The following is a 23,038-nucleotide window of genomic DNA, read 5'->3' on the forward strand; positions in this document are numbered from 1 at the left end:
CCGCACGGGCCAGCCGTGGCGCGCGCGGACCATTCCCGCACCGCGCCGGGCGGGTGATCCTGGCGGCCAGATCACCCGGACACCTGGAGCGGCCATGTCCCTCACCCGCGATATCGAACCCCGCCGCCACCCCGGGTTCGGCGGCGGCGCCCGCACCGGGCACCGGCCGGACCCGCTCCCCCGGCAGCTCCTCCGCGACGGCAACGCGGCGTTCTGGAACCCGGACGACATCGACCTCACCCGCGACGAAGCCGGCTTCGCCAGGCTCTCCCCCCGCGAGCGGCGGCTGATCTGCCTGTACGTGGCGAACCTCATCTCGGCCGGCGAGTCGGCGCCCCAGGACCTGCAGCCGTTCGTGACAGCGGTGGCGACCGAAAACCGGAGGCACGACGAGACCTACCTGACGCAGCTCGTCTTCGAGGAAGCCCGGCACGGCCAGGCCCTCCGCGCGTGGTTCGACGCCGTCGGGATGGGCGACTCCCTGCCGTGGTTCACCGAGATCGGGGAGGTGCGCCGCCGAACCTTCCTGGAAGAACTGTCGTGGTCGCTGTACGCGCTCACCGACGACCACTCGCCGGCCACCCAGATCCGGGCCGCGGTGACCCACCACCACGTCCTCGAAGGCTGCCTCGCCTTGACCTGCCACACCGCCGCGGCACGGATCTGCCGGAGCCGCGGCATCCTCCCCGGCCTGCTCCGCATCATCGAGCACATCGCGGCCGACGAACGCCGTCACATCGCCTGGGGCACGTTCACGTGCCGCCGGCACGTCGCGGCCGACGACGCGAACTGGGCGATCGTCCTGCAGCGCACCCAGGAACTGCTCCCGCTGGCCACCGAGATGATCGGCGAAATGCTGGCGCCGTTCGGACCGGGAGCGCCGTTCGGGATCAGCAGGCAGGGCCTGATGGGCTCCGCGCTGACCGACGTCCGCCGCCGCCTCGAGTCGGTGGAGCGGGCGCGTGGCCGCGGCGTCGAGGAGATCGACCGCGACCACGCCCCGCTGCGCCTCGAGCACGAGATCGCCGGGGAAGGAAGCCACTCCCCCGGCGACGACGACCGCCGGACCGTCGTCGCGCTCAGGCGTCCGGTGTGACCTGCGTTCGATCAGCTCGGCGCCGTCGACCCGAACACCGGGAGTTCCGCGACGACTTCCGTGGTGGCCCGGGCGAAGTTGAACGTGATGAAGTGCAGGCCGGGGACGCCCTCGACGAGCAGCCGCCGGCCGAGCAGGATCGCCTGCTCGATGCCCAGTGCCCGGACGGCCGCGGGATCGTCCGCGACCGCGTCGAACCGGGCCGCCAGGCGGGGCGGGAACGGTGCGCCCGACAACCGCTCGGAGCGGGCGATCGTCCTCGTCGTGGTGACCGGCATCAGCGCCGGGACGATCGGGGTGTCGCAGCCCGCCGCGGCGACCCGGTCCCGCAGCCTCAGGTAGTCGTCCGCGTCGAAGACCATCTGCGTGATCGCGTAGTCCGCGCCTGCCCGGCACTTCGCGACGAAATACGCGGTGTCCTCCTCCGGCGAGCCCGAACGCGGGTGCCCGTGCGGGAACGCCGCCACGCCCACGCAGAAGTCGCCGTGCTCGCGCAGCAACGTCACCAGCTCGCTCGCATACGCCAGCCCGCCGGGGTGGCGGACCCACTCGCCGTCGACGTCGCCGGGCGGATCGCCCCGCAGGGCCAGCACGTTCACCACCCCGGCGTCGGCCAGCGCGCCGACGAACGACCGCAGGTCCCGGACCGCATGGTCGACCGCGGTGAGGTGCACGACCGGCAGCATCGTCGTTTCCCGGGCGATCCGCGCGGCCACGGCGATCGTGTTGTCCCGGGTCGACCCACCCGCGCCGTAGGTGACCGACACGAAACCCGGGCGCAGCGACTCCAGCTTGCGGACGTTCCGCCAGATCCGGTCCGCGTCGTCGGTCACCCGCGGCGGCATGAACTCCAGCGACAGCACCGGTTTCCCGGCGGCCAGGCGGTCCCGGACCGCGGCGGTCACGCGCGCGCCCTCAGCTGCCCGGCGGCCTCGACCAGGTTCGTCAAGGTCGCCCGCACCTCCGGATAGCCGCGGGTCTTGAGCCCGCAGTCGGGGTTGACCCACAGCCGCTCGACCGGGAACGCCCCGGCCGCGACCCGAAGGTGGCCGACGATCTCCTCGACCGACGGCACCCGCGGCGAGTGGATGTCCCACACGCCCGGCCCCGCCTCGTTCGGGTAGCCCGCGCGCGCCAGATCGGCGACGATGGCCATGGTCGACCGGGCCGCCTCCAGACTGATCACGTCGGCGTCCATGTCGACGATCGCCTGCAGGACGTCCCCGAACTCGGCGTAGCACATGTGCGTGTGGATCTGCGTGTCGTCGCGCACCGCCGCCGTCGAGAGCCGGAACGACGCGACCGCCCACTCCAGGTACGCGGCCCGGTCCGCGGTGCGCAGCGGCAGGGTCTCCCGCAACGCCGGCTCGTCCACCTGGATCACCGAGATCCCAGCCGCCTCCAGATCGACGACCTCGTCCCGCAGCGCGAGCGCCACCTGCCGGGCCGTGTCGCCTTCGGGCTGGTCGTCCCGGACGAACGACCAGGCGAGCATGGTGACCGGGCCGGTCAGCATGCCCTTGACCGGCTTCTCGGTCAGGCTCTGGGCGTAGGTGGCCCATTCGACGGTCATCGGCTCGGGCCGCGCGACGTCCCCGACGATCAGCGGCGGGCGGACGTAGCGGGTGCCGTACGACTGGACCCAGCCCTGGTGCGTGGCCAGGAACCCGGTGAGCTGCTCGCCGAAGTACTGGACCATGTCGTTGCGCTCGGGCTCGCCGTGCACGAGCACGTCCAGGCCGATCCGCTCCTGCTCGGCGATCACCGACCGGACTTCGGCGCGCATCGCCTCCCGGTAGGCGTCCTGGTCGAGGTCACCCGCCCTCAGCGCGGCCCGGGCCTTGCGCAGCTCGGCGGTCTGCGGGAACGACCCGATGGTCGTGGTCGGCAGCTGCGGCAGGTGCAGCCGGTCCTGCTGGGCCCCGCGGCGCTTGCCGTACGGGCTGGTGCGGTGCAGGCCGGCGTCGGTGACCGCGGCGACCCGTTCCCGCACGGCCGGGACCCGCACGATCGGCGACGCCGCCCGCGACGCCAGCCGGCCGGCGTTCTCCCGCAGGACATCCGCGATCGCGGAACGGTCCTCGGTCAAGCCGCGGCGCAACGTGACGATCTCCGCGACCTTCTGCCGCGCGAACGAAAGCCAGCCGGCGATCTCGGGGTCCAGGCCGGGTTCGAGGGCGACGTCGTAGGGCACGTGCAGCAGCGAGCAGGACGCCGCGACGTCGACCGAGCCGGCCAGCCCGAGCAGGGTGCCCAGGGTGCTCAACGCGGCGGTGAGGTCCGCGGCCCAGATGTTGCGGCCGTCGACGACGCCCGCGACCAGCCGCTTGTCGAGGATCCCGCCGGCCGAGGCCAGCGCGCCGAGGTTGGCCGCGGCGGTGCCGGTGAAGTCCAGCGCCAGGCCCTCGACCGGCGAGGACGCCAGCACGGGCAGGGCGTCGCCGAGCCGGTCGAAGTAGGACGCGACCAGGATCTTCGGCCGCGCGGTCCCGGCGGCGAGGGTGGCGTAGGTGTCGGCGACCTTGGCCAGCACCTCGGCGGGCTGGTCGAGGACGAGCGCGGGCTCGTCGAACTGGACCCACTCCGCGCCGGCGTCGTGCAGCTGCCGCACCAGGTCCGCGTAGAGCGGGACGACCTGGTCGAGCAGGTCCAGGGGCCGGAAGCCGCCGGTGCCGGCCGGGTCCTTGGCCAGCAGCAGGAAGGTGACCGGGCCGACGAGCACCGGCCGGGTCGTCACGCCGTGCGCGCGAGCCTCCGCGAAGTCGGCGAGGGGCTTGGCCGGGTTCAGGGTGAAGCGGGTGTCCGGGCCCAGTTCGGGCACGAGGTAGTGGTAGTTGGTGTCGAACCACTTCGTCATTTCCAGCGGCGCCGCCTCGGCGGTGCCGCGAGCCATGGCGAAGTAGCGATCCAGCTCGCCGGCCGGGGTCGACACGTCCGGAACGGCGGCGACGTGGCGCTCGGGCACCGCGCCCAGCAGCACGGACGTGTCCAGGACGTGGTCGTAGAACGAGAAGTAGTTGCCCGGGATTTCGTCGATGCCGGCGTCTCGCAGTTCGGCCAGGTTCCGCAGCCGCAGTTCACGGGCCGTGTCGAGGAGGGCGCCGGCGTCGATCCGGCCCTTCCAGTAGGCCTCGACGGCCTTCTTGAGCTCCCGGTCGGCGCCTTGGCGCGGGTAGCCGTACACGGTGGCACGGCTGGTCGGGGTGGTACTGGTCACGGGGCTCTCCTTCGCGAGTCCGCGTGGACCTGCGGGAGCGCACGGCAAACCGCGACCGGAACGGTCGTGATCCGGCGTGACCTGCCCGCGAGGTCGCAGCCAGCACCCCACGGTCGTGGGGTGCGCAGCCGGCAGGTCTTCGGACTCGCGGGCCTTCCGGCTTACGCCGGGTTCCTACTGGCTGTCGCTTCCCAAGCCGGGTGGCTCAGTGCTCGTCCCTCGAAGGGACTGACGGCGTTCGTTCCCACTCACCGCTGCGGGGCAGTCCCGGATTCGCACCGGGTTCCCTCTTGCCTCGGCCGCCACCGCGTTGCTCGCGACGGCCGAACCAGCTGCACTTCGGACTCTAGCGGGTCGCGCTCGGGATTTCGACGGCTCGTGTCCTCTGTGGATCGGGTACGAGTACTTCCGGCTCGCCCTACCCGCCGTTCGGCTGAGCACCACCGTCGAACTCCAGGATGTCGCCACGCCGGACCAACGCCGGTTCGGTGTCCGGCGCCGAGCCGTCCGGCTGGACCGGTATCCAGGTCTCGGAGGTGTAGCGGTCGAAGACGGCCGCGCCGACGACCGTGCCCGTCACTGGAGGAGCGGCCGCGCCGGCCCGGCGAGCCGCGAAGGCGACTCGGGCACCGGTGCTCGGATCCTGCTCACGCTCGGCCATCCGGCCTCCCGGGAATGGGTGCTGAGGCGCCGACGCTATCGACCCGCCCGTCGCGACGCCATCGCGGAGTCGGGTGAAACCCGCCCGCCCCTGCCCGGGTCAGCCCCCGCCACCCGAGATGGCCGCTGGCGCGAGCCGGAAGGGCCAGGGCGCGGTGGAACCCGCAGCGCCGCGCCCGCGTGCTCATGATGTTCGCCGGCCTCGTCCGGTCCGAAGAGGACAGTCGCGCGCGGCCGCCGGAGTTCCGCCACGCGTGAACCAGGCCGGGGCGGGATTCCGCCCGCCCCGGCCTGGTTCACCGGATCACCGTCGGCAGGGGTTGCCGGCCGGGTGCGCGGCCGTTCCGTGCACGTCGGCCTGCGATTCCGCCATGACGATCTTCGCCAGCGCGGTGTCCAACGCCACCGCCTGCTGCTTCACCACACCGCCGGACACGGTCTGGCCGTTCAGCTTCAGCGAGCCGATCACCAGCGGGATCGTCAGCGGGGCCGAACCGACCGTGACCGGAAGGCCGTTGATCTTCAGCGACGCCACGTTCGAACTGCCGGTCAGCACGGGAGCGAGCCCACCCGTGGCCGGCTGGCAGGTCGCCGCCGCCTGGGACTGGATCACGCCCAGCTCGATCGTCAGCCCGGCCGTGCTGATCACCGTCTTGTCGATCTTGGCCGACGCCTGCGCGTGGTCACCGGCCGCCGGGGCCGCGGACTGGTCGTCCGGGCTCAAGTCCGTCGAGGACGTCAGCGCGTGCGTCTGCACCTTGATCAGCCCGGCGTTCAGCGTCGCGTCGAGGACGGTCTTGCTGTCGTCGGCGCAGGGCAGGTTCTGCGGGTTCGCCACTGCGGCGGTGACGCCGAGGACGTTCGCCGCGGTGCCGGTGCAGGAGAAGGCGCCGTCCCGGTCGTCGTCGACGATCGTGCCCACGCCCATCGGGTCCACCAGGCCCGCACCCACCGGGGCCGAGAGGTTCACCGTGAACGTCTCGTCCGGCTCGTCGACGGTGTCCGGGTTGACCAGCACCGTCACCGGCTTGGCCGTCTCACCCGGCGCGAAGGTGACGTCGCCGCTGGTGGCGGCGTAGTCCGCGGGCGTGGTGGCGGTGCCGTCCGCGGTCGCGTAGTGGACGCTCACCGGGTTCGGGCTCGGCCCGCCGAGCAGAGACACGGTGAAGGTGGCGGGCACCTGCGCCCCGCCCGAACGTTCGGCCACCGTGACGTCGTCGATGCTCAGGCCGAGCACGCGCACGGTGGTCGTCTCGACGAAACCGCGGGACACGCCGTCGACCAGGTAGTCGACCGAGCAGTGGTAGGTGCCCGGGGCGGCGTCGGCCGCGGCGGCGACCGACTCGGTGAACGTCGCGACGTCGCCGCTGGTCACCTTGGCGCTCGCCGGGGTGTTCGTGAGCGTCAGCTGCGGGTCGCACGTCGTGACGTGCGGGGTCACCGTGACCTCGATGGACTTGATGCCGGCCAGGATGGCCTGGGACACCTGGTTCGAAGGCACGTTGTTCAGCAGGACACCCCCGGTGGCGTCGGCGATCGCCGTGGCCTGCCCGGCGGCGTCGAGGTTGCCGACGTTGACCGCGACGACGCGGATGTTCGCCGCCTTCAGCGCGGCGATCGTGTCGGCCAGCGAGTGCCCGCCGCTCGGGTCGTGCGACGGCGCGTCGCCGAACCAGGCGACGATGCGGGTGCCGTCCGGGCGGAAGGTGACCGCGCCGGTGGCCAGCTGGTAGAGCGCGTTGAGGTCCGCTTCGGGGAGGTCACCCCCGCCGGAGGCCACCCACTGGTTCGTGCCCGCCTGAACCGCCGCGGTGTCGCCGGTGATGCCCTGGTTGACCTTGAACGGCACCGAGTCGGTGAAGTCCTTGTATTCGGCGACGCCGAACTGGGCGGTCGGCTGCGCGGCGAGCACGTCGCCGGTGATGGCGTTGGCGTTGGCCCGGACGTTCGCGATCGCGCCGCCCATGCTGCCCGTGGTGTCGGCGAGCAGGACGAGGTCCGGGTTCGGCGGGACGGCGGAGGTGGTGACGTGCTTGGTGACGGTGGTGCTCTGCCCGGCGGCGAGCGTGAGGTCGACGGTGGCCGGGTCGACACCCGGCGGCGCGGCGGCCGCCACCGCCGCCGGGGCGAGCAACGCGCCGACCGCGACGAGGCCGACGAAAACTGATCTTCGTGACATGGGGCTTCCCTTCGGGCACCCGGCGGACGGCCGGATTCGGTGTGGGGTGCCTGTGAAGAGACGGAATACGCGGCAATTCGTTAGCCGGTTCCGGAATCGTCACCCGGAGCGCCCTGCGTCAAGGCGCTCAACGGGCTACCGGCGGGCGCACGGGACCACGCAGATCATGGCCGAAATGCGCTGAACGAACGAAAATAACCGGGAATCCGCCACACTTCGGAGTGACGGAAATGGCCTTTTCCGGAACAGCGGGTGCCGGTTTTTCCGCTGATGTGCCGGTTCGGCGCGAAAAGTGAAACCGGATGTCGTAGTGCGGACGCGGTCCCGGTCGGCCTCGAGACGCCGCGGCACGTGATCGGCCTCACGGTCGCCGCTGGTCAACCCGGTCGGGTGCCGGGCGTCTGCACGAAGACGGTAAGCGGTGACCGGCGCCGGGCGATGGGAGCCTTTGTGGACGACGAACAGCGTCGGACGCCGCACGCCGGCCATCGTCCGCGGCCGGTGCGTTCGGGCACCAGGCCTCACGGATCGCTGATCCCGGGCAACGGCGCCAAAGCCACCGCCGTCTCCATCTCCCGCGACGACTACGTGTCCAGCATTCCCGGCTACACCCACGCCAAGATCGAAGAGGCCGCTCTTGGGCGCGCTGCCGGTCCCCGCGGACTCCCGGAGACCGCGGGGACACCTCCGGATCTCCCTCGGCGCCGAGCCGCATCCCCTGCGTCAACTGAACAACTCGGGCGAGGGGACCGGCATTCGGTTCGCAGACGGCCGGGAGGGGATGCTGGAGGTTCGGGGACGTCGACAGGAAAGGAGCTCCGAGGCGTGCTGAAGCGCGAATCCACGGCACGGGCGAGGGTGCGGATGTCCGGTTCGGGCACCGGTGCCGGGAGTCACGGGTGAGCCCCCTGCGGGCGGCGCGGCGCCCGGCCACCACCGCCGACGAGCAGGTCGGCTTCAACGGTGCCTTCGCCGCCGCGTTGACCAAGGCCGTCGGGTCGATGCCCGCCCTGTACGTCGTGCTGGCCGTCGTGGCCGGCTGGATGGCATTGGCGACCTGGTGGGCCCCGTTCCACGCCTTGGACCCGTACCCGTTCGCCTTCCTGCTGTTCCTGGACAACGTCGTGCAGCTCGCGCTGTGCCTGATCATCCTGGTCGGCCAGCGGGTGCTGGGCGCGGCGGCCGACCACCGGTCGATCCAGACCTACGAAAACGCCGAGGCCGTCTTCGAGCAGATCGCGGACCTGCAGCAGCACCTCGACCGGCACGATCGCTCGCTCAGCCGCGGGGTCAGCCTGCTGGAGACCAGCGCGCACCCATGGATCGAGCAGCACCGCGTGCAGCGGCCGCCGCAGGCGCTCGACCACGTCGTGAGCGTCAACGGCCGGATCGCGGCGTGGCTGACCCAGCGGCTGGGCAGCATGTGGGCCTTCTACCTGGCGGCCGGCACCCAGGTGGTCTGGATCGGCCTGGCCGCGGTCGGCGTGCAGACCCTGGACCCGTACCCCTTCGCGTTCATGACCTTCCTGTCCACGCTGGTCCAGCTGGTGTTCATGATCGTGATCATGGTCGGGCAGGGCGTGCTCGGCCAGGCGAGCGACCGCCGCTCCGAGCAGACGTTCCTCAACGGGGAAGCGATCCTGCACGAGTGCCGGCGGATGAAAGCGCGCTTGACGGCGCAGGACCGGCTGATCGACGATCTCACGCGCTACACCCGCGGCGAGCTCATCGAAGACCTCGCCCGGGCGATGCACGAGGTCGACGGGACCCACAGCCCGGCGCCGACGCGGTGGAACCAGGCACCGGAAGAACACAAGGCGCTGACCCGCGCGCAGGCGAGGCAGCTCGGCGAGCACCTCGCCCTCGTCGGCTGCGTGATGGTGCCGGCCTTCGACCCAACGCAAAGCGTGGTCTTCGAAGAGGACGAAGTCCTGCAGCTGGCCCGGCGTGAGCACGACCGGGCAACGGTCTCCGACGCCGGCGCCCGCCCGGTCGCGTGGGAGCAGCTGCCGGAGCCGGAACGAGCCCGGAAACTGCACCTGGCCCGCAGGATTCCCGTCCTGGTCGAGAGTGTGGGCATGCAGGTGGTCCGGGACGGGCGGGCCCGGGACGGCGCCGGCGAGGAGGACTTCACCGCGGAGGACTGGGCGGTCGTGCAGCGGGCGATGATGGCCTCGGGCATCCTGGTCGCCCTCGCCGTCGACTCGGTCGATGCGGACGAGATGTTCGCGCTGGTCAAGGTGTTGCGGGAGGCCAGCGTCGCGCACCCGCGGCGGTTCATCCGCGACGTCACCGCGACGACGGCGTTCGACACCGGGCTGCGGCCCGGCACCAAGTACGCCGACTACCTGCCCTTCGCGGTGGAGACGATCCAGCACGCCGCCACGATCGTCGAGCGCGTGGCGCCGGCGGAGCTTCCCGACTTCCGCGAGTTCCTCGTCGAGATCGCCACCGTGGTCGCCGAAGTGAACTACGACGGCGGGCCCGGTGGCGTCGGCCCGTTGCGCCGCACCCCCAAGGAGATCACGGCGGTCGAAGCCGTGCGCGTGGCGTCCCGGCCCCAGGCCCCGCCGAACGACTGATCGCGCGTTCTCGGCAGCCGCAGTGCCGTCGTGCGACTTCCGGCGTACGCGCTACGCCGGAGGTCGCACATCGGCGGCCCGCAGATCGCCCGTCAGACCGTCGCTCGGCCACCGCGCCCGGTCCTAGGGTTCGGCCCATGATCGAAGCTCGCGCGGTAACGAAACGCTACGGTGACAGAACAGCCGTCGACGACCTCACCTTCACGGTGAAACCCGGCGTGGTGACCGGTTTCCTCGGCCCGAACGGCGCGGGCAAGTCCACCACGATCCGGATGATCATGGGCCTGGACGCGCCCACGTCCGGCTCGGTCACCGTCAACGGCAAGCGTTACCGCGAACACGCCGCGCCCCTGCACGAGGTCGGCGCCCTGCTGGAGGCCAAAGCCGTCCACACCGGACGGTCCGCCTACAACCACCTGCTGGCGCTCGCGCTGAGCACCGGCATCCCGCGCCGGCGCGTCGACGAGGTCATCGAGCTGGTCGGCCTGGCCGACGTCGCCCGCAAGCGCGTCGGCGGCTTCTCGCTCGGGATGGGCCAGCGGCTGGGCGTCGCGGCCGCGCTGCTCGGCGATCCCGCGACCCTCGTGCTCGACGAGCCGGTCAACGGCCTCGACCCGCAGGGCATCCTGTGGATCCGGAACCTGCTGCGTGGCCTGGCCGCCGAAGGCCGGACCGTCTTCGTGTCCTCGCACCTGATGAGCGAGATGGCGCTGACCGCGGAGCACCTGATCGTGATCGGCAAGGGCCGGCTCATCGCCGACACCCCGGTCGAAGAGTTCATCCGGCGCGCGTCGAGCCGGGTCGTGCGGGTGCGCACCCCCGAGGCCGAGCGGCTGCGCGACCTGCTCGCCGGGCCGGGTGTCGGCGTCACCAGCCTGGCGCCCGGGCTGCTGGAGGTCAGCGGGCTCGACGGCGCCGAGATCGGCCGGACCGCCTGCCGGGAAGCCGTTCCGCTCGAAGAGCTCACCCCGGTCCAGGCGTCGCTGGAGCAGGCGTTCATGGAGCTCACCGACGACGCCCTCGAATACCGGGTCGCCCCGGCCGCCCAGGAAAGGTCCGCGTCATGACGACCACCACCGCCCCGGCCGCCACCGGGGGCACGCCTTCGCCCGGGGCGCCGCTGCCGGCCGACCTCAAGGTGACCCCCGTCCGGGTACTGCGCTCGGAATGGCTGAAGTTCCGCTCGGTCCGGTCCACCCCGCTGGCGGTCGCCGTGACGATCGTCGGCATGATCGCGCTCGGCTGGGTCTTCTCGGCCGCCGACGCGAGCCGCTGGCCCGTCATGCGGCCCCAGGCCAAGGCCCACTTCGACCCGACCGACGTCAGCATCCGCGGTTACGTCCTCGCGCAGCTGGTCCTCGGCGTGCTGGGCGTGCTCGTGGTCTCCGCCGAGTACGGGACCGGGATGATCCGCGCGACCCTGTCCGCCGTGCCGACCCGGACGCCGGTGCTGTGGGCGAAGCTCGCGATCTTCGCGGTCGTCTCGTTCGTCGTGGGCACGATCAGCTCGTTCGCCGCGTTCTTCGGCGGGCAGGCGTTCCTCGCCTCCCAGCACATCGAGACGACCCTGTCGGCGCCCGGCGTGTTCCGGGCGGTGTTCGGCGTCGGGCTCTACCTGACCGTGGTGGGGATGCTCGGGGTCGCGCTCGGCTGGCTGATCCGGCACACCGCCGGCGCCATCGCCACCCTGTTCGGCCTGCTGCTCGTGCTCCCGGGGATCGCCGAGGCCCTGCCGGACAGCTGGGCCCCGCACATCGTGCCGTACCTGCCGAGCAACGCGGGCCAGGCCCTGCTGGCCGTCCGGCCGGACCCGGTCATGCTCGCGCCGTGGACCGGTTTCGCGGTCTTCTGCGCCTACGTCGCGGTGGCGCTCGTGGCCGCGGTCGTCCTGCTCGAACGCCGCGACGCCTGACCGGTGGGGGATGATGGCGGGGTGAGCGACGCGGGTGCGGCGTGGCCGGTGTCCGAACACGGCCTGATCAGCGGGTGGCCCGGAGCCGATCGGCTCCGGGACTGGGCCCGCCGCCGTCCGCTGGCCACCGACGTGCTGCTGGCCGGTGCGCTCCTGCCGCTCGCGGCCGCCATCGAGCACCGCGGAGTGCCGGCGGGCGCGCGGCCGGTGCTGTTCGGGCTGGGTGTCCTGCTGGTTTCGACGCTCGCGTTCCGCCGTCGCCTCCCGCTGACCACCCTGGCCGCGTCCAGCACCCTGGCGCTGGTCCAGGGGTTCATCGGACCGGCGTTCCCGCCGACCGTGATCGCGGTGCTCGTCGCCGTCTACACGGTCGGCGGGCACACCGGACGACGGCGGGCGCTCACCGCGCTGGGCGTGCTCGGGGTGATGATCGCCGTGGTGGTGTTCCGGAACGACGAGTTCGCCGAATCCGCCGCGCGCTTCGTGTTCGCCGCGGCCATGGTCGTCGCGGCGTTCGTGCTCGGCGTCAACCTCCGGATGCGCCGGGTGTACCTGGCGTCTCTGCGGGACCGGGCCGTGCGGGCCGAACGCGAACGCGACCAGCAGTCACAGATCGCGGCGGCGCGCGAGCGGGCGATCATCGCGCGGGAGATGCACGACATCGTCGCGCACAACCTGTCGGTGATGATCGCGCTCGCCGACGGCGCCGCCTACGCGGCGCGGACCGACGCGGTCGCGGCCGAATCCGCGTCGCTGCACGTCTCCACGACCGGGCGCCAGGCACTCGACGAGATGCACCGGCTGCTCGGCGTGCTGCGCGGCACCGGCGGCGAAAGCCCCCGCACACCGCAACCCGGCGTCGCCCAGATCGACGACCTGGTCACGCAGGTCCGCACGACCGGCCTGCCGACGTCCTGGACGATCACCGGCGAACGGTTCCCCTTCTCCCCCACCGCCGGCCTCGCCCTCTACCGCGTCGCCCAGGAAGCGCTGACCAACGTGCTCAAACACGCCGTCCGGCCGTCGGCCGCGCACATCCGCCTGAGCTACGCCGACCCGGTCGTCACGCTCGAAGTCGACGACGACGGCGCCGGCCCCCGCGGCACGGCGGTCCCGGTCGCCGGGCACGGGCTCAGCGGCATGCGGGAACGCGTCGCCGTCTTCGCCGGTGACGTCGCCGCCGGGCCGCGCCCGGGCGGCGGCTGGCGCGTGACGGCCCGGCTCGAACCCGGGCGCCTTCCCGGCGACGCGGGGCCGGTGCCGGTCCCGTGATCAGCATCCTGCTCGTCGACGACGAACCCCTGCTGCGCCTGGGGTTCCGGCTGGTCCTGGAGTCCCAGCCGGACTTCACGGTCGTCGGCGAAGCCGCCGATGGCGCGGCCGCGATCAGCCGCACCGCCGAGCTCGACCCCGACGTGGTCGTCATGGACGTCCGCATGCCCGGGATGGACGGGATCGAAGCGACGCGGGAGATCGTCCGGTCGCACCCCCGCTCCCGGGTGCTGATCCTGACCACGTTCGACATCGACGAATACGCCTTTCCCGGCCTCAAGGTGGGCGCGAGCGGGTTCCTGCTGAAGAACGTCCCGCCCGAGGACCTGATCTCCGCGATCCGCGCGGTCGCCGGCGGCGACGCGGTCGTCGCGCCGAGCGTCACCCGGCGGCTCCTCGACGCGATGGCCGCCCGGCTGCCCGATCCCGCCGCGGGCGACGAAAGCCCGGTCACCGGGCACGGCCTCGAGCGGCTCACCGAGCGCGAACTCGAAGTGCTCCGCAAGCTCGCCCGCGGCCTGTCGAACGCCGAGATCGCCGACGAGCTGGTGCTGTCGGAAGCGACCGTGAAAACCCACGTCGGGCGCATCCTCAACAAGCTGGAGCTGCGCGACCGGGTCCAGGCCGTCGTGCTCGCCTACGACGTCGGCCTCGTCCGGCCCGCCTGAGGGCTGCTGTCCCGAGATCGAGGTTAACGCGCATTTGCCCGCCGAAAACCGGCTGCTGGCCCCCACGGCCATAGTTTCGGACTTCATGGCCGCCACGTCGCCGCCGGTGCGTCCCACCGGCTTGAGTGTCCGCAAGCCCTTGCGGGCCGCGGCCGTCGCGCTAGTGGTTTTCTTCGCCCTCCTCGCCTCGGCGAGTGACTTCCTCCCCTGGGCCGCGGGTTTCGACCTCGGCGTGCACAGCTGGTTCGCCGCGCACCGGACCCCGGGGCTGACGTCTGCCGCCGCGGCGATCACGTCGACGGCGTCCTCGGCCTACACGGCTCCCCTGGTGTTCCTGGTCGCCGCGGCGCTCACCCGAGGGTCGCCGCGGGCCCGGCTGACGCGTGCGGTGGTCGTGCTGCTGACGATGCTCTTCGCCGTCCTGGGCCGGTACGCGATCTCCGAGCTGATCGCCCGCCCGCGCCCGCCCAGGGCGGACTGGGCCGTCGACGCGGGCGGCCTGTCCTTCCCCTCGGGGCACACCTCCGACGCCGCGCTGGCCGCGGGGCTGATCGCCTGGCTCGTCCTGCGCAGGTTCCAGGCCGCTCCACGGTGGCCGGTCTGGCTGCTCGCGGCCGGCTACGCCCTGCTGATCGCCTGGACCCGGGTGTACCTCGGCGTGCACTGGCCGACGGACGTCCTGGGCAGTATGGCGTTTGTGACGACGTGGTTGTCCGGGGCGCTCGTGTTCCAACGGCTCGAGGAGCGCTCAGCCCGTTCCTCGTGACTCGCCGTTTTCGACGAGACCGTCCGTTTTGCCGATCGCTCACTTCGCCTTCGCAAGTCGTGAACTCGGCTCTCGTTACGGTGCGACGAGTTCCGACCGCCTACTTCCGCGGAAGCGACAGATTGCGAGCCCATGACTTCGATTCGCCTCCCCGAGTCCAGTCGCACCCTCCTCAACAAGGTTCCGGAAGTCACGCTGTACTTCTGGCTCATCAAGGTCCTGTGCACGACCGTCGGGGAGACCGCCGCCGATTTCCTCGACGTCGACCTGGGCTTCGGGCTGTCCGGGGTGTCGGCCGTCACCGGCCTGCTGCTGGTCGTCGCGCTGGCCTTCCAGTTCCGGGCTTCCCGGTACGTCGCCGGGCTCTACTGGCTGACCGTGGCGATCGTGAGCGTGTTCGGGACCCTGGTCACCGACAACCTGACCGACAACGCCGGGTTCCCGCTCGAGGCCAGCACCGTCCTGTTCGGCGTTCTCCTCGCCGCGACGTTCGTGGTCTGGTACGCCTCGGAGAAGACGTTGTCCATCCACTCGATCGTCACCCGGCGCCGGGAGGCGTTCTACTGGCTGGCCATCCTGTTCACCTTCGCCCTCGGCACGGCGACCGGCGACCTGATGGCCGAAGTTCTCGGGCTGGGCTACCTCGTCACCGGCGCCATCGTCGTCGCGCTCATCGCCGTGACCGCGCTCGCCTGGCGGTTCGGGCTGCACCCGGTGCTCGCCTTCTGGTTCATCTACGTCCTGACCCGCCCGCTCGGCGCGTCGCTGGGCGACTACCTCTCGCAGCCGTCCGGCCTGGGCGGCCTGGGCTTGGGCGCCACCGTGACGAGCTTGATCTTCGTCGCGGCGATCATCGCCACGGTCGTCTACCTGTCGGTCACGAAATCGGATGTCACCTCCGACCAGGCGCTCCGCCGGGCCGGGGAGCCGGCCCGCGGCGGGTTGTGGCAGACGATCGTGTTCCTCGCCGTGATCCTCGTCGCCGGGGGCGTGGGATACACCCTCCGCACGGCAGCACTGCAGGACGACAACCCGGTCCCGGCCGCGACGCCGCCGGCACCCGGCCAGGCGGCCCCGGCACCCACCTCCCGGCTCGGCGACCTGTCGACCTTCCGCGGCATCACCCAGGACACGCTGAACCTGCTCGACCGCGGCAACCAAGCGGCAGCGACGAGCCGCGTCGACGACCTCGAAGGCCAGTGGGACGACGCCGAGGCCCGGCTCAAGCCCAAGGACAAGGCCGAGTGGACGCGGATCGACGGGAAGATCGACAAAGTCCTGCGCGAACTCCGTGCTGCCAACCCGGACCAAGCAGGTGAAAAGGACGCCCTGACCACGCTGCTGGCCGCACTCGGCTGACCGGCGCGGTGAGCCGCTTTTGCTGCAACGACGCCGTGGCGGCTGCGGTCGCGGTGCTCAGCAAAACGCCCGGCACAGGTCCCGACCGGCGCCGAGCAAGACCGCCGCCAAGGCCGCGAAGCCGCCGGCCATCACCAAGGAACCGGCACCGAAAGCCGCTTGCGCCGCCGCGATCGCCAGCCCGCTCCCCGCGCTCACCAACGCGAAGCCCATCCTGCGGCGGCCGGGCGGGGAGGCGATCCCCCCGAGACGCGCAACGAACCGGCACAGGCACCAGGAGACGAAGACGATCGTCGCCCAGTAGTAGACGACCAGCACGGCGTGCGTCGCGCCACCGGCAGCCACGACGAAACCGCAACGCGCGATCAGGAACAACGCCGCGAGCGCGAGTGCGGGCGCCGCGAGCGTTCGGGCCGCGGCGGCCACACGACGGGCCGCGGCCCAGGTCAATTCCGGCACCGGCGAGGCAAGCACCGCTCCGGCCATGACCGGGACGAGCCACCCGCCCGCGGCCAGGGTCGTTCCCCGGCCGAGTCCAGCCATCCCGAAGGCGCGCACGAGCATCGCGGCGCTCGCGAGAACCGCGGCGAACGCGGCAAGCACCACCCGGCTCGTCTGGCCCGTGACGGGTTCCGGCCAGTCGGCGGGGTGCAGCCACGACTTGAGGGCACCGAACGCCGTGTCGAACCACGTGCGGGGGCCGGCCAGCCGCGCTTCGTGGGCGATCTCGGCTCCCCAGCGCGCGCGGATCGCCGGTGGGTAGAGCCTGACCAGGGCGCCGGGCACGTTCATGCCGGTGCGCTCCCCAGGGCGCGCAACCCGGCTTGCGCGACTCGGGTCATCTGTTCGAGCTCGGCCCGCAGCACCGCCCGGCCGTCGGCGGTGATCCGGAGCGTTCGCTGCTTCTGCCGCTCGTCGGGCTGGTCACCGGCCGGCTCGACCAGCTTCCGCGCTTCGAGCCGCGTGAGCGCGCCGTACAGGCTGCCCGCCCCGAGCCGGGCTCCCGTCAGCCCCTCGATCACGCCGTTGATCGCATAGCCGTGCAGCGGTCCCTCGGCGAGGGCCGTGAGAACGAGCATCTGGGCGTCCTTGCTGTGCATGCCACCTCTTTCGCCGCCGAGGTCATAGTACACGTCGCGTACTACGTGACGTGTACTATCCGCTCATGCTCAAGGCTACGCGCGGCGTTCTGTCTCGTCATCGCCACCTTCGACGTGCACTGCGGACCGTGCTCGTGGTAGCTCTCGTCGCGTTCGCCGGAACTGCCATCTACGTCGGATATGCCGCGGTCCGAGCGGCCCAGCCGGTCGCGTTGCCCGGCCCGACGGGTCCCTACCCGGTCGGACGCACCATCACGGAATGGACCGACGACGCGCGGACCGATCCGCTGGCCCCACTGCCGCCGACGCCGCGGCGGCTGTCGACGTGGCTCTGGTACCCGGCGACCCCGGGCCCGCACCCCGGCTCTGCCCCCTACGCACCCGGCGCGTGGGCAGGGCTGCACCTGGGTGGCCTGCTGAGCTGGTCGGAGACCGGCTTCGACCAGGTCCACGTCGCTGCGGCCGCGGATGTCCCGGTGGCCGGGGGCCGGTTCCCGGTCGTCGTCCTCGAGCCCGGGCTGGGGTTCGCCGCGCCCCAATACACCACGATCGCGGAGAACCTGGCCGCGAACGGCTACCTGGTCGTGGGCGTGACGCCGACCTACAGCGCGAACCTGACCGTCCTCGACGGAGCGCCGGTGGCGGCGACCGAGGCCGGCAATCCGCCCGCGTTCGCCACCGCCGACCTCCCTTCCGGTGCGGCGCAAGCCGCCGGCGACCGGCTGGTCGCCGTCTGGGCCGATGACGCCCGCTTCGCCGCCGCGCGCATCGCTACGGAACCGACCTTCGCCGGACACGTCGACCCCGCCGGGACCGTCTACATCGGGCATTCCTTCGGTGGTGCCGCGGCCCTCCAGGCGTGCCACGACGACAGCCGGTGCCGGGGCGCTGCCGACCTCGACGGGACCCAGTACGGAACGGTGGTCCACTCCGGACTCGACAAACCACTGATGATCATCGACAGTGAGAACTCGTGCACGACGGGCTTTTGCCCACCAGCCGCCGACCAAGCGGACCGGGACACCGCGCTGTCGCTGCTGCGAGCCAGCCGCGGACCGGCATGGTGCTACCGCATCAGCGGCGCCGAGCACTTCAACTTCACGGACTACGGAGCGTTCTTCCTCGCCGAGCCGGCCGATTCCCTGATCGCACTCGGCTCGATCGACGGCCGTACAGCGCTGGTGATCACCAACGCCTACCTTCGCGCGTTCGTCGGCCGCGCCGCCCACGCGGAGCAAGATCCGTTGCTGGCTGGTGCTTCGCCGTATCCGGAGGTCCAAGTCCAACGCACGTCACGGTGAATAAAGGGGGAGGCGTCGTGTTGCCCGGTATCGCCCAGCGGGTCATCTACGGAATCTACGCGAGCCGGTTGCGCAAGCAGCTGGCCGGCGCGGAGCTGCCGAAGCACATCGGGATCATCATGGACGGCAACCGCCGCTGGGCTCGCCAGATGGGCCTGGCGAATCCGAGCATCGGGCACCAGTACGGCGCGGAGCACGTCGAAACCGTCCTGTCCTGGTGCGAGCAGGCGGGCGTCAACCACGTCACGATCTACCTGTGCTCGACCGAAAACCTCGCTCGTCGCAACGACGCCGAAGTCACCTGTCTCATGCAGCTGGTCGAGCAGGTGATCGCCGACCGGCTCGCACGACCGGATGCCGGGTGGCAGGTCCACGTCGCCGGCACCCTGGACGCGCTGCCCGGCACGACTGCGCACGCGCTGAAGAACGCCGTCGAGGCCACCCGCGACTGCCGGACCGGGTTTCACGTCACGCTGGCCATCGGCTACGGCGGCCGCCAGGAAGTGATCGACGCCCTCCGCGCACTGCTGACCGAACACGCCGCGACCGGCACGCTCGAGGAACTCGCCGAGACCATCACGATGGAAGACGTGGCACGGCACCTCTACACCGCCGGGCAGCCCGACCCCGACCTCGTGATCCGGACGAGCGGCGAGCAGCGGCTGTCGAACTTCCTGGTCTGGCAGAGCGCCTACTCCGAGCTGTACTTCTGCGACACCTTCTGGCCGGCGTTCCGCGAGGTCGACTTCCTGCGCGCCCTGCGCAGTTACGCCCGGCGCAATCGCCGCTACGGTGGCTGATCCGGCGGTTCAGCCGATCGCTCGATAGCGGTGCTCCGGCCGGCCGGTTCCCCCGCGGTGCAGCCGCAGATCGGCCAGCCCGCGGCGCACCAAGTCGGCCAGGTACCGCTGCGCGGTCGCGCGGCTGACCTCGAGACGCTCGGCCACGTCCACGGCGGACAGATCGTCTTCGGCCGCGACCAGGAGGTCCAGCACCTGAGCCATCGTCGGCGGCAGCTTGTGGCGGTCCGCCGTTCTGGCCGAAGGTGCGCGCAGCAGGCTGTACAACGAGTCGACGGCCGCTTGGTCGGCCACGGCGAGCTGCTCCATGCTCTGCTGCAACTGGTTGTAGGCCGTGAGCTGGTCCCTAAGCTGCGCGAAGCCGAACGGCTTGACCAGGTAGTAGACGGCGCCCAGCTGCATCGCCCGCCGCACGCTGTCGACGTCCTGCGCGGCGGTGATCACCACGAAGTCCGGACACGAAGGGGCGTCCCGCAGCGATCGCATGAGATCGAGGCCGTGCCCGTCGGGCAGGTACAGGTCCAGCAGCAGCAACTCCGGCCTGCGTGCCGCGACCAGCCGGCGGGCCTCGGCGACCGAATGTGCCTCACCGACCGCCGTGAACCCCTCGACCCGGCCGATCCCGGCCGCGTGGACGCGGGCGATCCGGTAGTCGTCGTCGACGACCAGTGTCCTGATCATCTCCGGCCCGCCATCGCGTCGACCGGCAGGGTGACCGTGAACCTCCCGCCGGGCCCCGGCTCGGCGGTGATCCGCCCGCCGAGCCGGGTGACCAGCCGGTGGACGAGCGCGAGCCCCAGCCCGCGCGGCAACCCGTCGCGCGGCGGCTTCGTGGTGTAGCCGTCCTGGAAGACGCGCTCGGCCACGTCGGCAGGCACGCCCGGCCCGGAGTCGTCGACCGACAGGCAGATCTTCCCGTCCTCGGTGACGAGGCGCACCGAGACCGATCGGGGCGCCGGGGTGTCGGCCACGGCGTCGAGGGCGTTGTCGACGAGATTGCCCACGATCGTCTGCACCTCGTCCGGCCCGGGCTCGACGAGCCGAGAGTCCTCGGAAACCGTGAGCAGGACGTCGCGTTCCGCGGCGATGGTGATCTTCGCGAGCAGCAGCGCGGCCAGCGAGGCCGGCGCGATGCGGGACCGGAGCTCTTCGGCCTGCGCGGCGCTGCCGGCGGAGATCTCCTCCAGGTAGGCCGTCGCCTCGTCGACGTCGCCCATGCCGACCAGCACCGACAGCACGTGCAGCCGGTTGGAGAATTCGTGCTGCTGGGCCCGCAGCGCATCGGTGAGACCGGTGACGCTGTCGAGTTCGCGCAGCAGGGCCTCCAGCTCGGTCCGGTCCCGCAGGGTCACCACCGCGCCCATGTCGTGCCCCTGGACCCGCACGGGCATGCGGTTGACCACCAGCAGGTGTTCGTCGGTCAGCACGAGATCGTCGACGCCCGCGGACGCGCCGCCGAGCACGTCGCGCAGCCGGCTCTCCGGCAGCAGTTCCTCCAGCCGGGCGCCGAGCCGAGCGTGGCGCCAGCCGAGGAGCCGGCGAGCTTCGTCGTTGACGATGCTCAGCCGCTCCCGGCGATCGAACGCCACCACGCCCTCACGAATGCCGTGCAGCGTGGCCTCCCGCTCCTGCAGCAACGAGGCGATCTCGTGCAGCTCGAGCCCGAAGGTCATCCGCTTCAGCCGCCGGCTCAGCACGAGCGCGATGATCGCGCCGGCGCCGAGTGCCGCGGCCGTGTACGCCAGCAGGGTGGGGATCTCGGTCCAGAAGGTCTGGGAGACATCGCTCTCGAGGATGCCGACCGACACCTCGCCGACCAGCGAGCCGTCGGGCGCGTGCAGGGGCGCCTTGCCGTTGGCCGAGTCGGTGAGGCTGCCGGGGTCGATGCCGACGTGCGTCCGCCCGTCCAGCGCGACGACGGGTTCTTCGATGCGCCGGCCGATCAGGTCGGGGTTCGGGTGCGAGTGCCGGATGCCGTCGCGGTCGATGACGACGACGTAGGCGGTGCCGGTGGCGGTGCGCATCCGGTCGGCGATCTGCCGGACGCGCCCGTCCCGGTCTCCGGTGGCCATCTCGGCCCGCACTTCGGGGTCCGCGGCGACCGCTTGGGCCACGGCGAGTGCCTCGCGTTCGGTGGCGCGGTCGAACTGGTCGCGGGTGACCTGGGTGTAGAGCGCGAACCCGAGCACCATGGTCACGACCAGGATCACCAGCACGTACCCGAGGATCAGCGACGACAGCGCGCGAGGACCTCGCATCGTTCCTCCTTCCGTCCGCGGCGACGGAATCGCAGGAGTGTCCCCCATCCCGCGTTAACGGATGGCTAACCACGGCTGGCAGAACGCGCAAAACGTGCGGCTTCGCGGATAACCCGGCAAAGCCGCGCAAAGACTGTCGACGCCCGGGCGGTGCCGCCTACCGTCCCCGGGCCATGGACACCCCACCACCGACGGCGATCCGCCTGCGCGCCGTCAGCAAACACTTCGCGACACCGACCGGGCAGCGCTACACCGCACTGCGCGACCTCGACCTGGAGATCGCCGCCGGCGAGTTCTGCGCGGTCGTCGGCCCGACCGGCTGCGGCAAGTCGACGACGCTGACGCTCGTCTCCGGGCTCGAGCGGCCCTCGGAAGGCGACGTCCTCGTCGACGACGAACCCGTGTCGGGAATCGACCCGCGAGTCGGGTTCGTCTTCCAGAACGACGCCGTGCTGCCGTGGAAGTCGGTGCTGGGCAACGTCAGCGCCGGACCGCGCTGGCGCGGCGGCGACAAACGGGAGACCCGGGACCGTGCGCGGGACTGGCTGCGCCGCGTCGGGCTCACCGGCTTCGAGAACCACTACCCGCACCAGCTCTCCGGCGGCATGCGCAAACGCGTCGCCCTGGCCCAGTCCCTGATCAACGAACCGGCGATCCTCCTCATGGACGAGCCGTTCAGCGCGCTCGACGTGCAGACCCGCTCGATCATGTCCGACGAGCTGCTCCGGCTCTGGCAGCTCACCCAGCCCACGGTCGTGTTCGTCACCCACGACCTCGAGGAGGCCATCGCACTGGCCGACAAGGTCGTCGTCCTCACGGCCGGCCCGGCGACGGTCAAGGCGGTCTACCCGATCGACCTGCCCCGGCCGCGCACCGCCCAGGAAATCCGCTTCGACCCCCGGTTCGTCGAGATCTACCAGCAGATCTGGGAAGCCCTGCGCGACGAGGTCGAGCTCGCCTACGCCCGGACCACGAGGGCCGCGTCATGACCACCCACGTCGCATCGGCGAACGCCGCCCCGGCCACGACCACCGACACCGCGCTGCGCACCCGGGCTCGCCGCCGGCGGGTGCTCGTCGCCGTCGCCCGGGTCTCGGTCGCCGTCGTGGTCCTCGGCGCCTGGCAGCTGCTGACCGCGACCGGCGTCCTCGACCCGTTCTTCTTCGGCCAGCCGACCGCCATCGTCGACCAGCTGGTCCAGTGGATCCGCTACGGCACCGAAGCCGGCACGCTCTGGGAGCAGGTCGGCATCACCCTCGAAGAAGCGTTCCTGGGCTTCGGCATCGGTGTCGTGCTCGGTGTCACCTGCGGCGTCGCGTTCGGCCGGGTGAAGCTGTTGTCGGACATCTTCGGCCCCTACATCAAGATCATGAACTCGATCCCCCGGATCGTCCTCGGCTCGATCTTCCTGGTCTGGCTGGGCCTCGGCATCCCGTCGAAGGTCGCCCTCGCCGTCGTGCTGGTGTTCTTCGCGGTGTTCTTCAACGCCTACCAGGGCACCCGCGAGGTCGATCGCAACTACCTGGCCAACGCCCGGATCCTGGGCGCGTCCCGCGGCCAGGTGACCCGTCAGGTCGTCCTGCCCTCGGCGTTCACCTGGATCATCGCCAGCATGCACGTCAGCTTCGGCTTCGCGTTGATCGGCGCGATCGTCGGAGAGTTCCTCGGCGCCCAGCGCGGCCTCGGGCTGTTGATCCAGCAGGCGCAGGGCACCTTCAACCCCGACGGCGTGTTCGCCGCGATGCTGATCATCGCCGCCGTCGCCCTGATCACCGAAGGCTTCATCGGCCTGCTCGAGAAGAAGCTGCTCGCCTGGCGGCCGCCGGCCGCGACCGCCGGCACCGAACTCTGAACCCCGGTATGCGAAG

The 23,038-nt window shown here is 71.6% G+C and carries 20 protein-coding genes and 1 riboswitch; of the genes, 12 read left to right on the forward strand and 8 right to left on the reverse strand.

Translation table 11 applies throughout. The features are described 5' to 3' along the window. Positions 1 to 94 precede the first annotated feature (94 nt). Complete coding sequence (locus ACYVLJ_RS35100) at positions 95 to 1,096, forward strand: R2-like ligand-binding oxidase (RefSeq protein ID WP_460441910.1); 1,002 nt, start codon at positions 95 to 97, stop codon at positions 1,094 to 1,096. An 11-nt stretch (positions 1,097 to 1,107) separates the two neighbouring features. On the opposite strand, the gene ACYVLJ_RS35105 is transcribed toward ACYVLJ_RS35100, so the two are convergent. The 4 genes from ACYVLJ_RS35105 to ACYVLJ_RS35120 form a co-directional block, all read right to left on the reverse strand. Then, entirely contained in the window at positions 1,108 to 2,001 is an 894-nt protein-coding gene (locus tag ACYVLJ_RS35105) for a methylenetetrahydrofolate reductase (protein ID WP_460441911.1), read from the reverse strand. Continuing rightward, positions 1,998 to 4,313, reverse strand: coding sequence for a 5-methyltetrahydropteroyltriglutamate--homocysteine S-methyltransferase (gene metE / locus ACYVLJ_RS35110; protein WP_460441912.1), 2,316 nt, complete (start codon positions 4,311 to 4,313; stop codon positions 1,998 to 2,000). The genes ACYVLJ_RS35105 and metE overlap by 4 nt, the downstream gene beginning before the upstream one ends. A gap of 113 nt (positions 4,314 to 4,426) precedes the next feature. Then, positions 4,427 to 4,661, reverse strand: a riboswitch (cobalamin riboswitch). Between the two features lie 70 nt (positions 4,662 to 4,731). Beyond that, positions 4,732 to 4,974 carry a hypothetical protein gene (locus tag ACYVLJ_RS35115; RefSeq protein ID WP_451976929.1) on the reverse strand — a complete coding sequence of 81 codons (243 nt, stop codon included), beginning with the start codon at positions 4,972 to 4,974 and terminating at the stop codon, positions 4,732 to 4,734. 303 nt (positions 4,975 to 5,277) lie between these two features. Then, a complete protein-coding gene (locus tag ACYVLJ_RS35120; RefSeq protein WP_460441913.1) occupies positions 5,278 to 7,152 on the reverse strand; it encodes a Calx-beta domain-containing protein in 1,875 nt (624 codons plus the stop codon). 899 nt (positions 7,153 to 8,051) lie between these two features. Between ACYVLJ_RS35120 and ACYVLJ_RS35125 the strand changes: the two genes are divergently transcribed. The 7 genes from ACYVLJ_RS35125 to ACYVLJ_RS35155 all read left to right on the forward strand — a co-directional run bounded on the left by ACYVLJ_RS35125 (position 8,052) and on the right by ACYVLJ_RS35155 (position 15,711). Further along, a complete protein-coding gene (locus ACYVLJ_RS35125; RefSeq protein WP_460441914.1) occupies positions 8,052 to 9,734 on the forward strand; it encodes a DUF1003 domain-containing protein in 1,683 nt (560 codons plus the stop codon). 137 nt (positions 9,735 to 9,871) lie between these two features. Further along, positions 9,872 to 10,801, forward strand: a complete 930-nt coding sequence (locus tag ACYVLJ_RS35130; RefSeq protein ID WP_460441915.1) for an ABC transporter ATP-binding protein — start codon at positions 9,872 to 9,874, stop codon at positions 10,799 to 10,801. Then, the gene (locus ACYVLJ_RS35135; protein WP_460441916.1) at positions 10,798 to 11,646 is read left to right on the forward strand and encodes an ABC transporter permease subunit; all 849 of its coding nucleotides are present in this window, start codon (positions 10,798 to 10,800) and stop codon (positions 11,644 to 11,646) included. The genes ACYVLJ_RS35130 and ACYVLJ_RS35135 overlap by 4 nt, the downstream gene beginning before the upstream one ends. Before the next feature lie 21 nt (positions 11,647 to 11,667). Further along, positions 11,668 to 12,918 (forward strand): sensor histidine kinase, encoded by a 1,251-nt coding sequence (locus tag ACYVLJ_RS35140; protein ID WP_460441917.1) that lies wholly within the window; start codon positions 11,668 to 11,670, stop codon positions 12,916 to 12,918. Continuing rightward, positions 12,915 to 13,586 (forward strand): response regulator, encoded by a 672-nt coding sequence (locus ACYVLJ_RS35145; protein ID WP_451976911.1) that lies wholly within the window; start codon positions 12,915 to 12,917, stop codon positions 13,584 to 13,586. The genes ACYVLJ_RS35140 and ACYVLJ_RS35145 overlap by 4 nt, the downstream gene beginning before the upstream one ends. Positions 13,587 to 13,671: 85 nt before the next feature. Beyond that, the gene (locus ACYVLJ_RS35150) at positions 13,672 to 14,352 is read left to right on the forward strand and encodes a phosphatase PAP2 family protein (RefSeq protein WP_460441918.1); all 681 of its coding nucleotides are present in this window, start codon (positions 13,672 to 13,674) and stop codon (positions 14,350 to 14,352) included. Positions 14,353 to 14,484: 132 nt separating this feature from the next. Further along, entirely contained in the window at positions 14,485 to 15,711 is a 1,227-nt protein-coding gene (locus ACYVLJ_RS35155) for a COG4705 family protein (RefSeq protein ID WP_460441919.1), read from the forward strand. A gap of 57 nt (positions 15,712 to 15,768) precedes the next feature. On the opposite strand, the gene ACYVLJ_RS35160 is transcribed toward ACYVLJ_RS35155, so the two are convergent. Continuing rightward, positions 15,769 to 16,503 (reverse strand): hypothetical protein, encoded by a 735-nt coding sequence (locus tag ACYVLJ_RS35160; protein WP_460441920.1) that lies wholly within the window; start codon positions 16,501 to 16,503, stop codon positions 15,769 to 15,771. Continuing rightward, entirely contained in the window at positions 16,500 to 16,811 is a 312-nt protein-coding gene (locus ACYVLJ_RS35165; protein WP_460441921.1) for a PadR family transcriptional regulator, read from the reverse strand. Before ACYVLJ_RS35165 ends, ACYVLJ_RS35160 begins: the two co-directional genes overlap by 4 nt. Positions 16,812 to 16,939: 128 nt before the next feature. On the opposite strand from ACYVLJ_RS35165, the gene ACYVLJ_RS35170 reads away from it, so the two are divergent. Together ACYVLJ_RS35170 and uppS are read left to right on the forward strand one after the other, a co-directional pair. Beyond that, complete coding sequence (locus ACYVLJ_RS35170; protein ID WP_460441922.1) at positions 16,940 to 18,112, forward strand: alpha/beta hydrolase; 1,173 nt, start codon at positions 16,940 to 16,942, stop codon at positions 18,110 to 18,112. Between the two features lie 17 nt (positions 18,113 to 18,129). Further along, positions 18,130 to 18,912 carry a polyprenyl diphosphate synthase gene (gene uppS / locus ACYVLJ_RS35175; RefSeq protein WP_460441923.1) on the forward strand — a complete coding sequence of 261 codons (783 nt, stop codon included), beginning with the start codon at positions 18,130 to 18,132 and terminating at the stop codon, positions 18,910 to 18,912. Between the two features lie 9 nt (positions 18,913 to 18,921). On the opposite strand, the gene ACYVLJ_RS35180 is transcribed toward uppS, so the two are convergent. Together ACYVLJ_RS35180 and ACYVLJ_RS35185 are read right to left on the reverse strand one after the other, a co-directional pair. Beyond that, positions 18,922 to 19,593, reverse strand: a complete 672-nt coding sequence (locus tag ACYVLJ_RS35180) for a response regulator (protein WP_460441924.1) — start codon at positions 19,591 to 19,593, stop codon at positions 18,922 to 18,924. Then, positions 19,590 to 21,170, reverse strand: coding sequence for a sensor histidine kinase (locus tag ACYVLJ_RS35185; RefSeq protein ID WP_460441925.1), 1,581 nt, complete (start codon positions 21,168 to 21,170; stop codon positions 19,590 to 19,592). Before ACYVLJ_RS35185 ends, ACYVLJ_RS35180 begins: the two co-directional genes overlap by 4 nt. Positions 21,171 to 21,343: 173 nt before the next feature. On the opposite strand from ACYVLJ_RS35185, the gene ACYVLJ_RS35190 reads away from it, so the two are divergent. Both ACYVLJ_RS35190 and ACYVLJ_RS35195 read left to right on the forward strand, forming a co-directional pair. After that, complete coding sequence (locus tag ACYVLJ_RS35190) at positions 21,344 to 22,159, forward strand: ABC transporter ATP-binding protein (protein ID WP_451976884.1); 816 nt, start codon at positions 21,344 to 21,346, stop codon at positions 22,157 to 22,159. Beyond that, a complete protein-coding gene (locus tag ACYVLJ_RS35195) occupies positions 22,156 to 23,022 on the forward strand; it encodes an ABC transporter permease (protein WP_451976881.1) in 867 nt (288 codons plus the stop codon). Before ACYVLJ_RS35190 ends, ACYVLJ_RS35195 begins: the two co-directional genes overlap by 4 nt. Positions 23,023 to 23,038: the final 16 nt, after the last annotated feature.

The organism is Amycolatopsis stemonae, assembly GCF_054781455.1.

What these genes read in the sequence shown, in the direction of transcription:
- ACYVLJ_RS35165 (WP_460441921.1), bottom strand. Translation starts at nt 16,811, where the DNA reads ATGCACAGCAAGGACGCCCAGATGCTCGTTCTCACGGCCCTCGCCGAG.
- ACYVLJ_RS35100 (WP_460441910.1), top strand. Translation starts at nt 95, where the DNA reads ATGTCCCTCACCCGCGATATCGAACCCCGCCGCCACCCCGGGTTCGGC.
- ACYVLJ_RS35115 (WP_451976929.1), bottom strand. Translation starts at nt 4,974, where the DNA reads ATGGCCGAGCGTGAGCAGGATCCGAGCACCGGTGCCCGAGTCGCCTTC.
- ACYVLJ_RS35160 (WP_460441920.1), bottom strand. Translation starts at nt 16,503, where the DNA reads ATGAACGTGCCCGGCGCCCTGGTCAGGCTCTACCCACCGGCGATCCGC.
- ACYVLJ_RS35155 (WP_460441919.1), top strand. Translation starts at nt 14,485, where the DNA reads ATGACTTCGATTCGCCTCCCCGAGTCCAGTCGCACCCTCCTCAACAAG.
- ACYVLJ_RS35185 (WP_460441925.1), bottom strand. Translation starts at nt 21,170, where the DNA reads ATGCGAGGTCCTCGCGCGCTGTCGTCGCTGATCCTCGGGTACGTGCTG.
- ACYVLJ_RS35150 (WP_460441918.1), top strand. Translation starts at nt 13,672, where the DNA reads ATGGCCGCCACGTCGCCGCCGGTGCGTCCCACCGGCTTGAGTGTCCGC.
- ACYVLJ_RS35180 (WP_460441924.1), bottom strand. Translation starts at nt 19,593, where the DNA reads ATGATCAGGACACTGGTCGTCGACGACGACTACCGGATCGCCCGCGTC.
- ACYVLJ_RS35130 (WP_460441915.1), top strand. Translation starts at nt 9,872, where the DNA reads ATGATCGAAGCTCGCGCGGTAACGAAACGCTACGGTGACAGAACAGCC.
- ACYVLJ_RS35135 (WP_460441916.1), top strand. Translation starts at nt 10,798, where the DNA reads ATGACGACCACCACCGCCCCGGCCGCCACCGGGGGCACGCCTTCGCCC.
- ACYVLJ_RS35190 (WP_451976884.1), top strand. Translation starts at nt 21,344, where the DNA reads ATGGACACCCCACCACCGACGGCGATCCGCCTGCGCGCCGTCAGCAAA.
- ACYVLJ_RS35120 (WP_460441913.1), bottom strand. Translation starts at nt 7,152, where the DNA reads ATGTCACGAAGATCAGTTTTCGTCGGCCTCGTCGCGGTCGGCGCGTTG.
- ACYVLJ_RS35195 (WP_451976881.1), top strand. Translation starts at nt 22,156, where the DNA reads ATGACCACCCACGTCGCATCGGCGAACGCCGCCCCGGCCACGACCACC.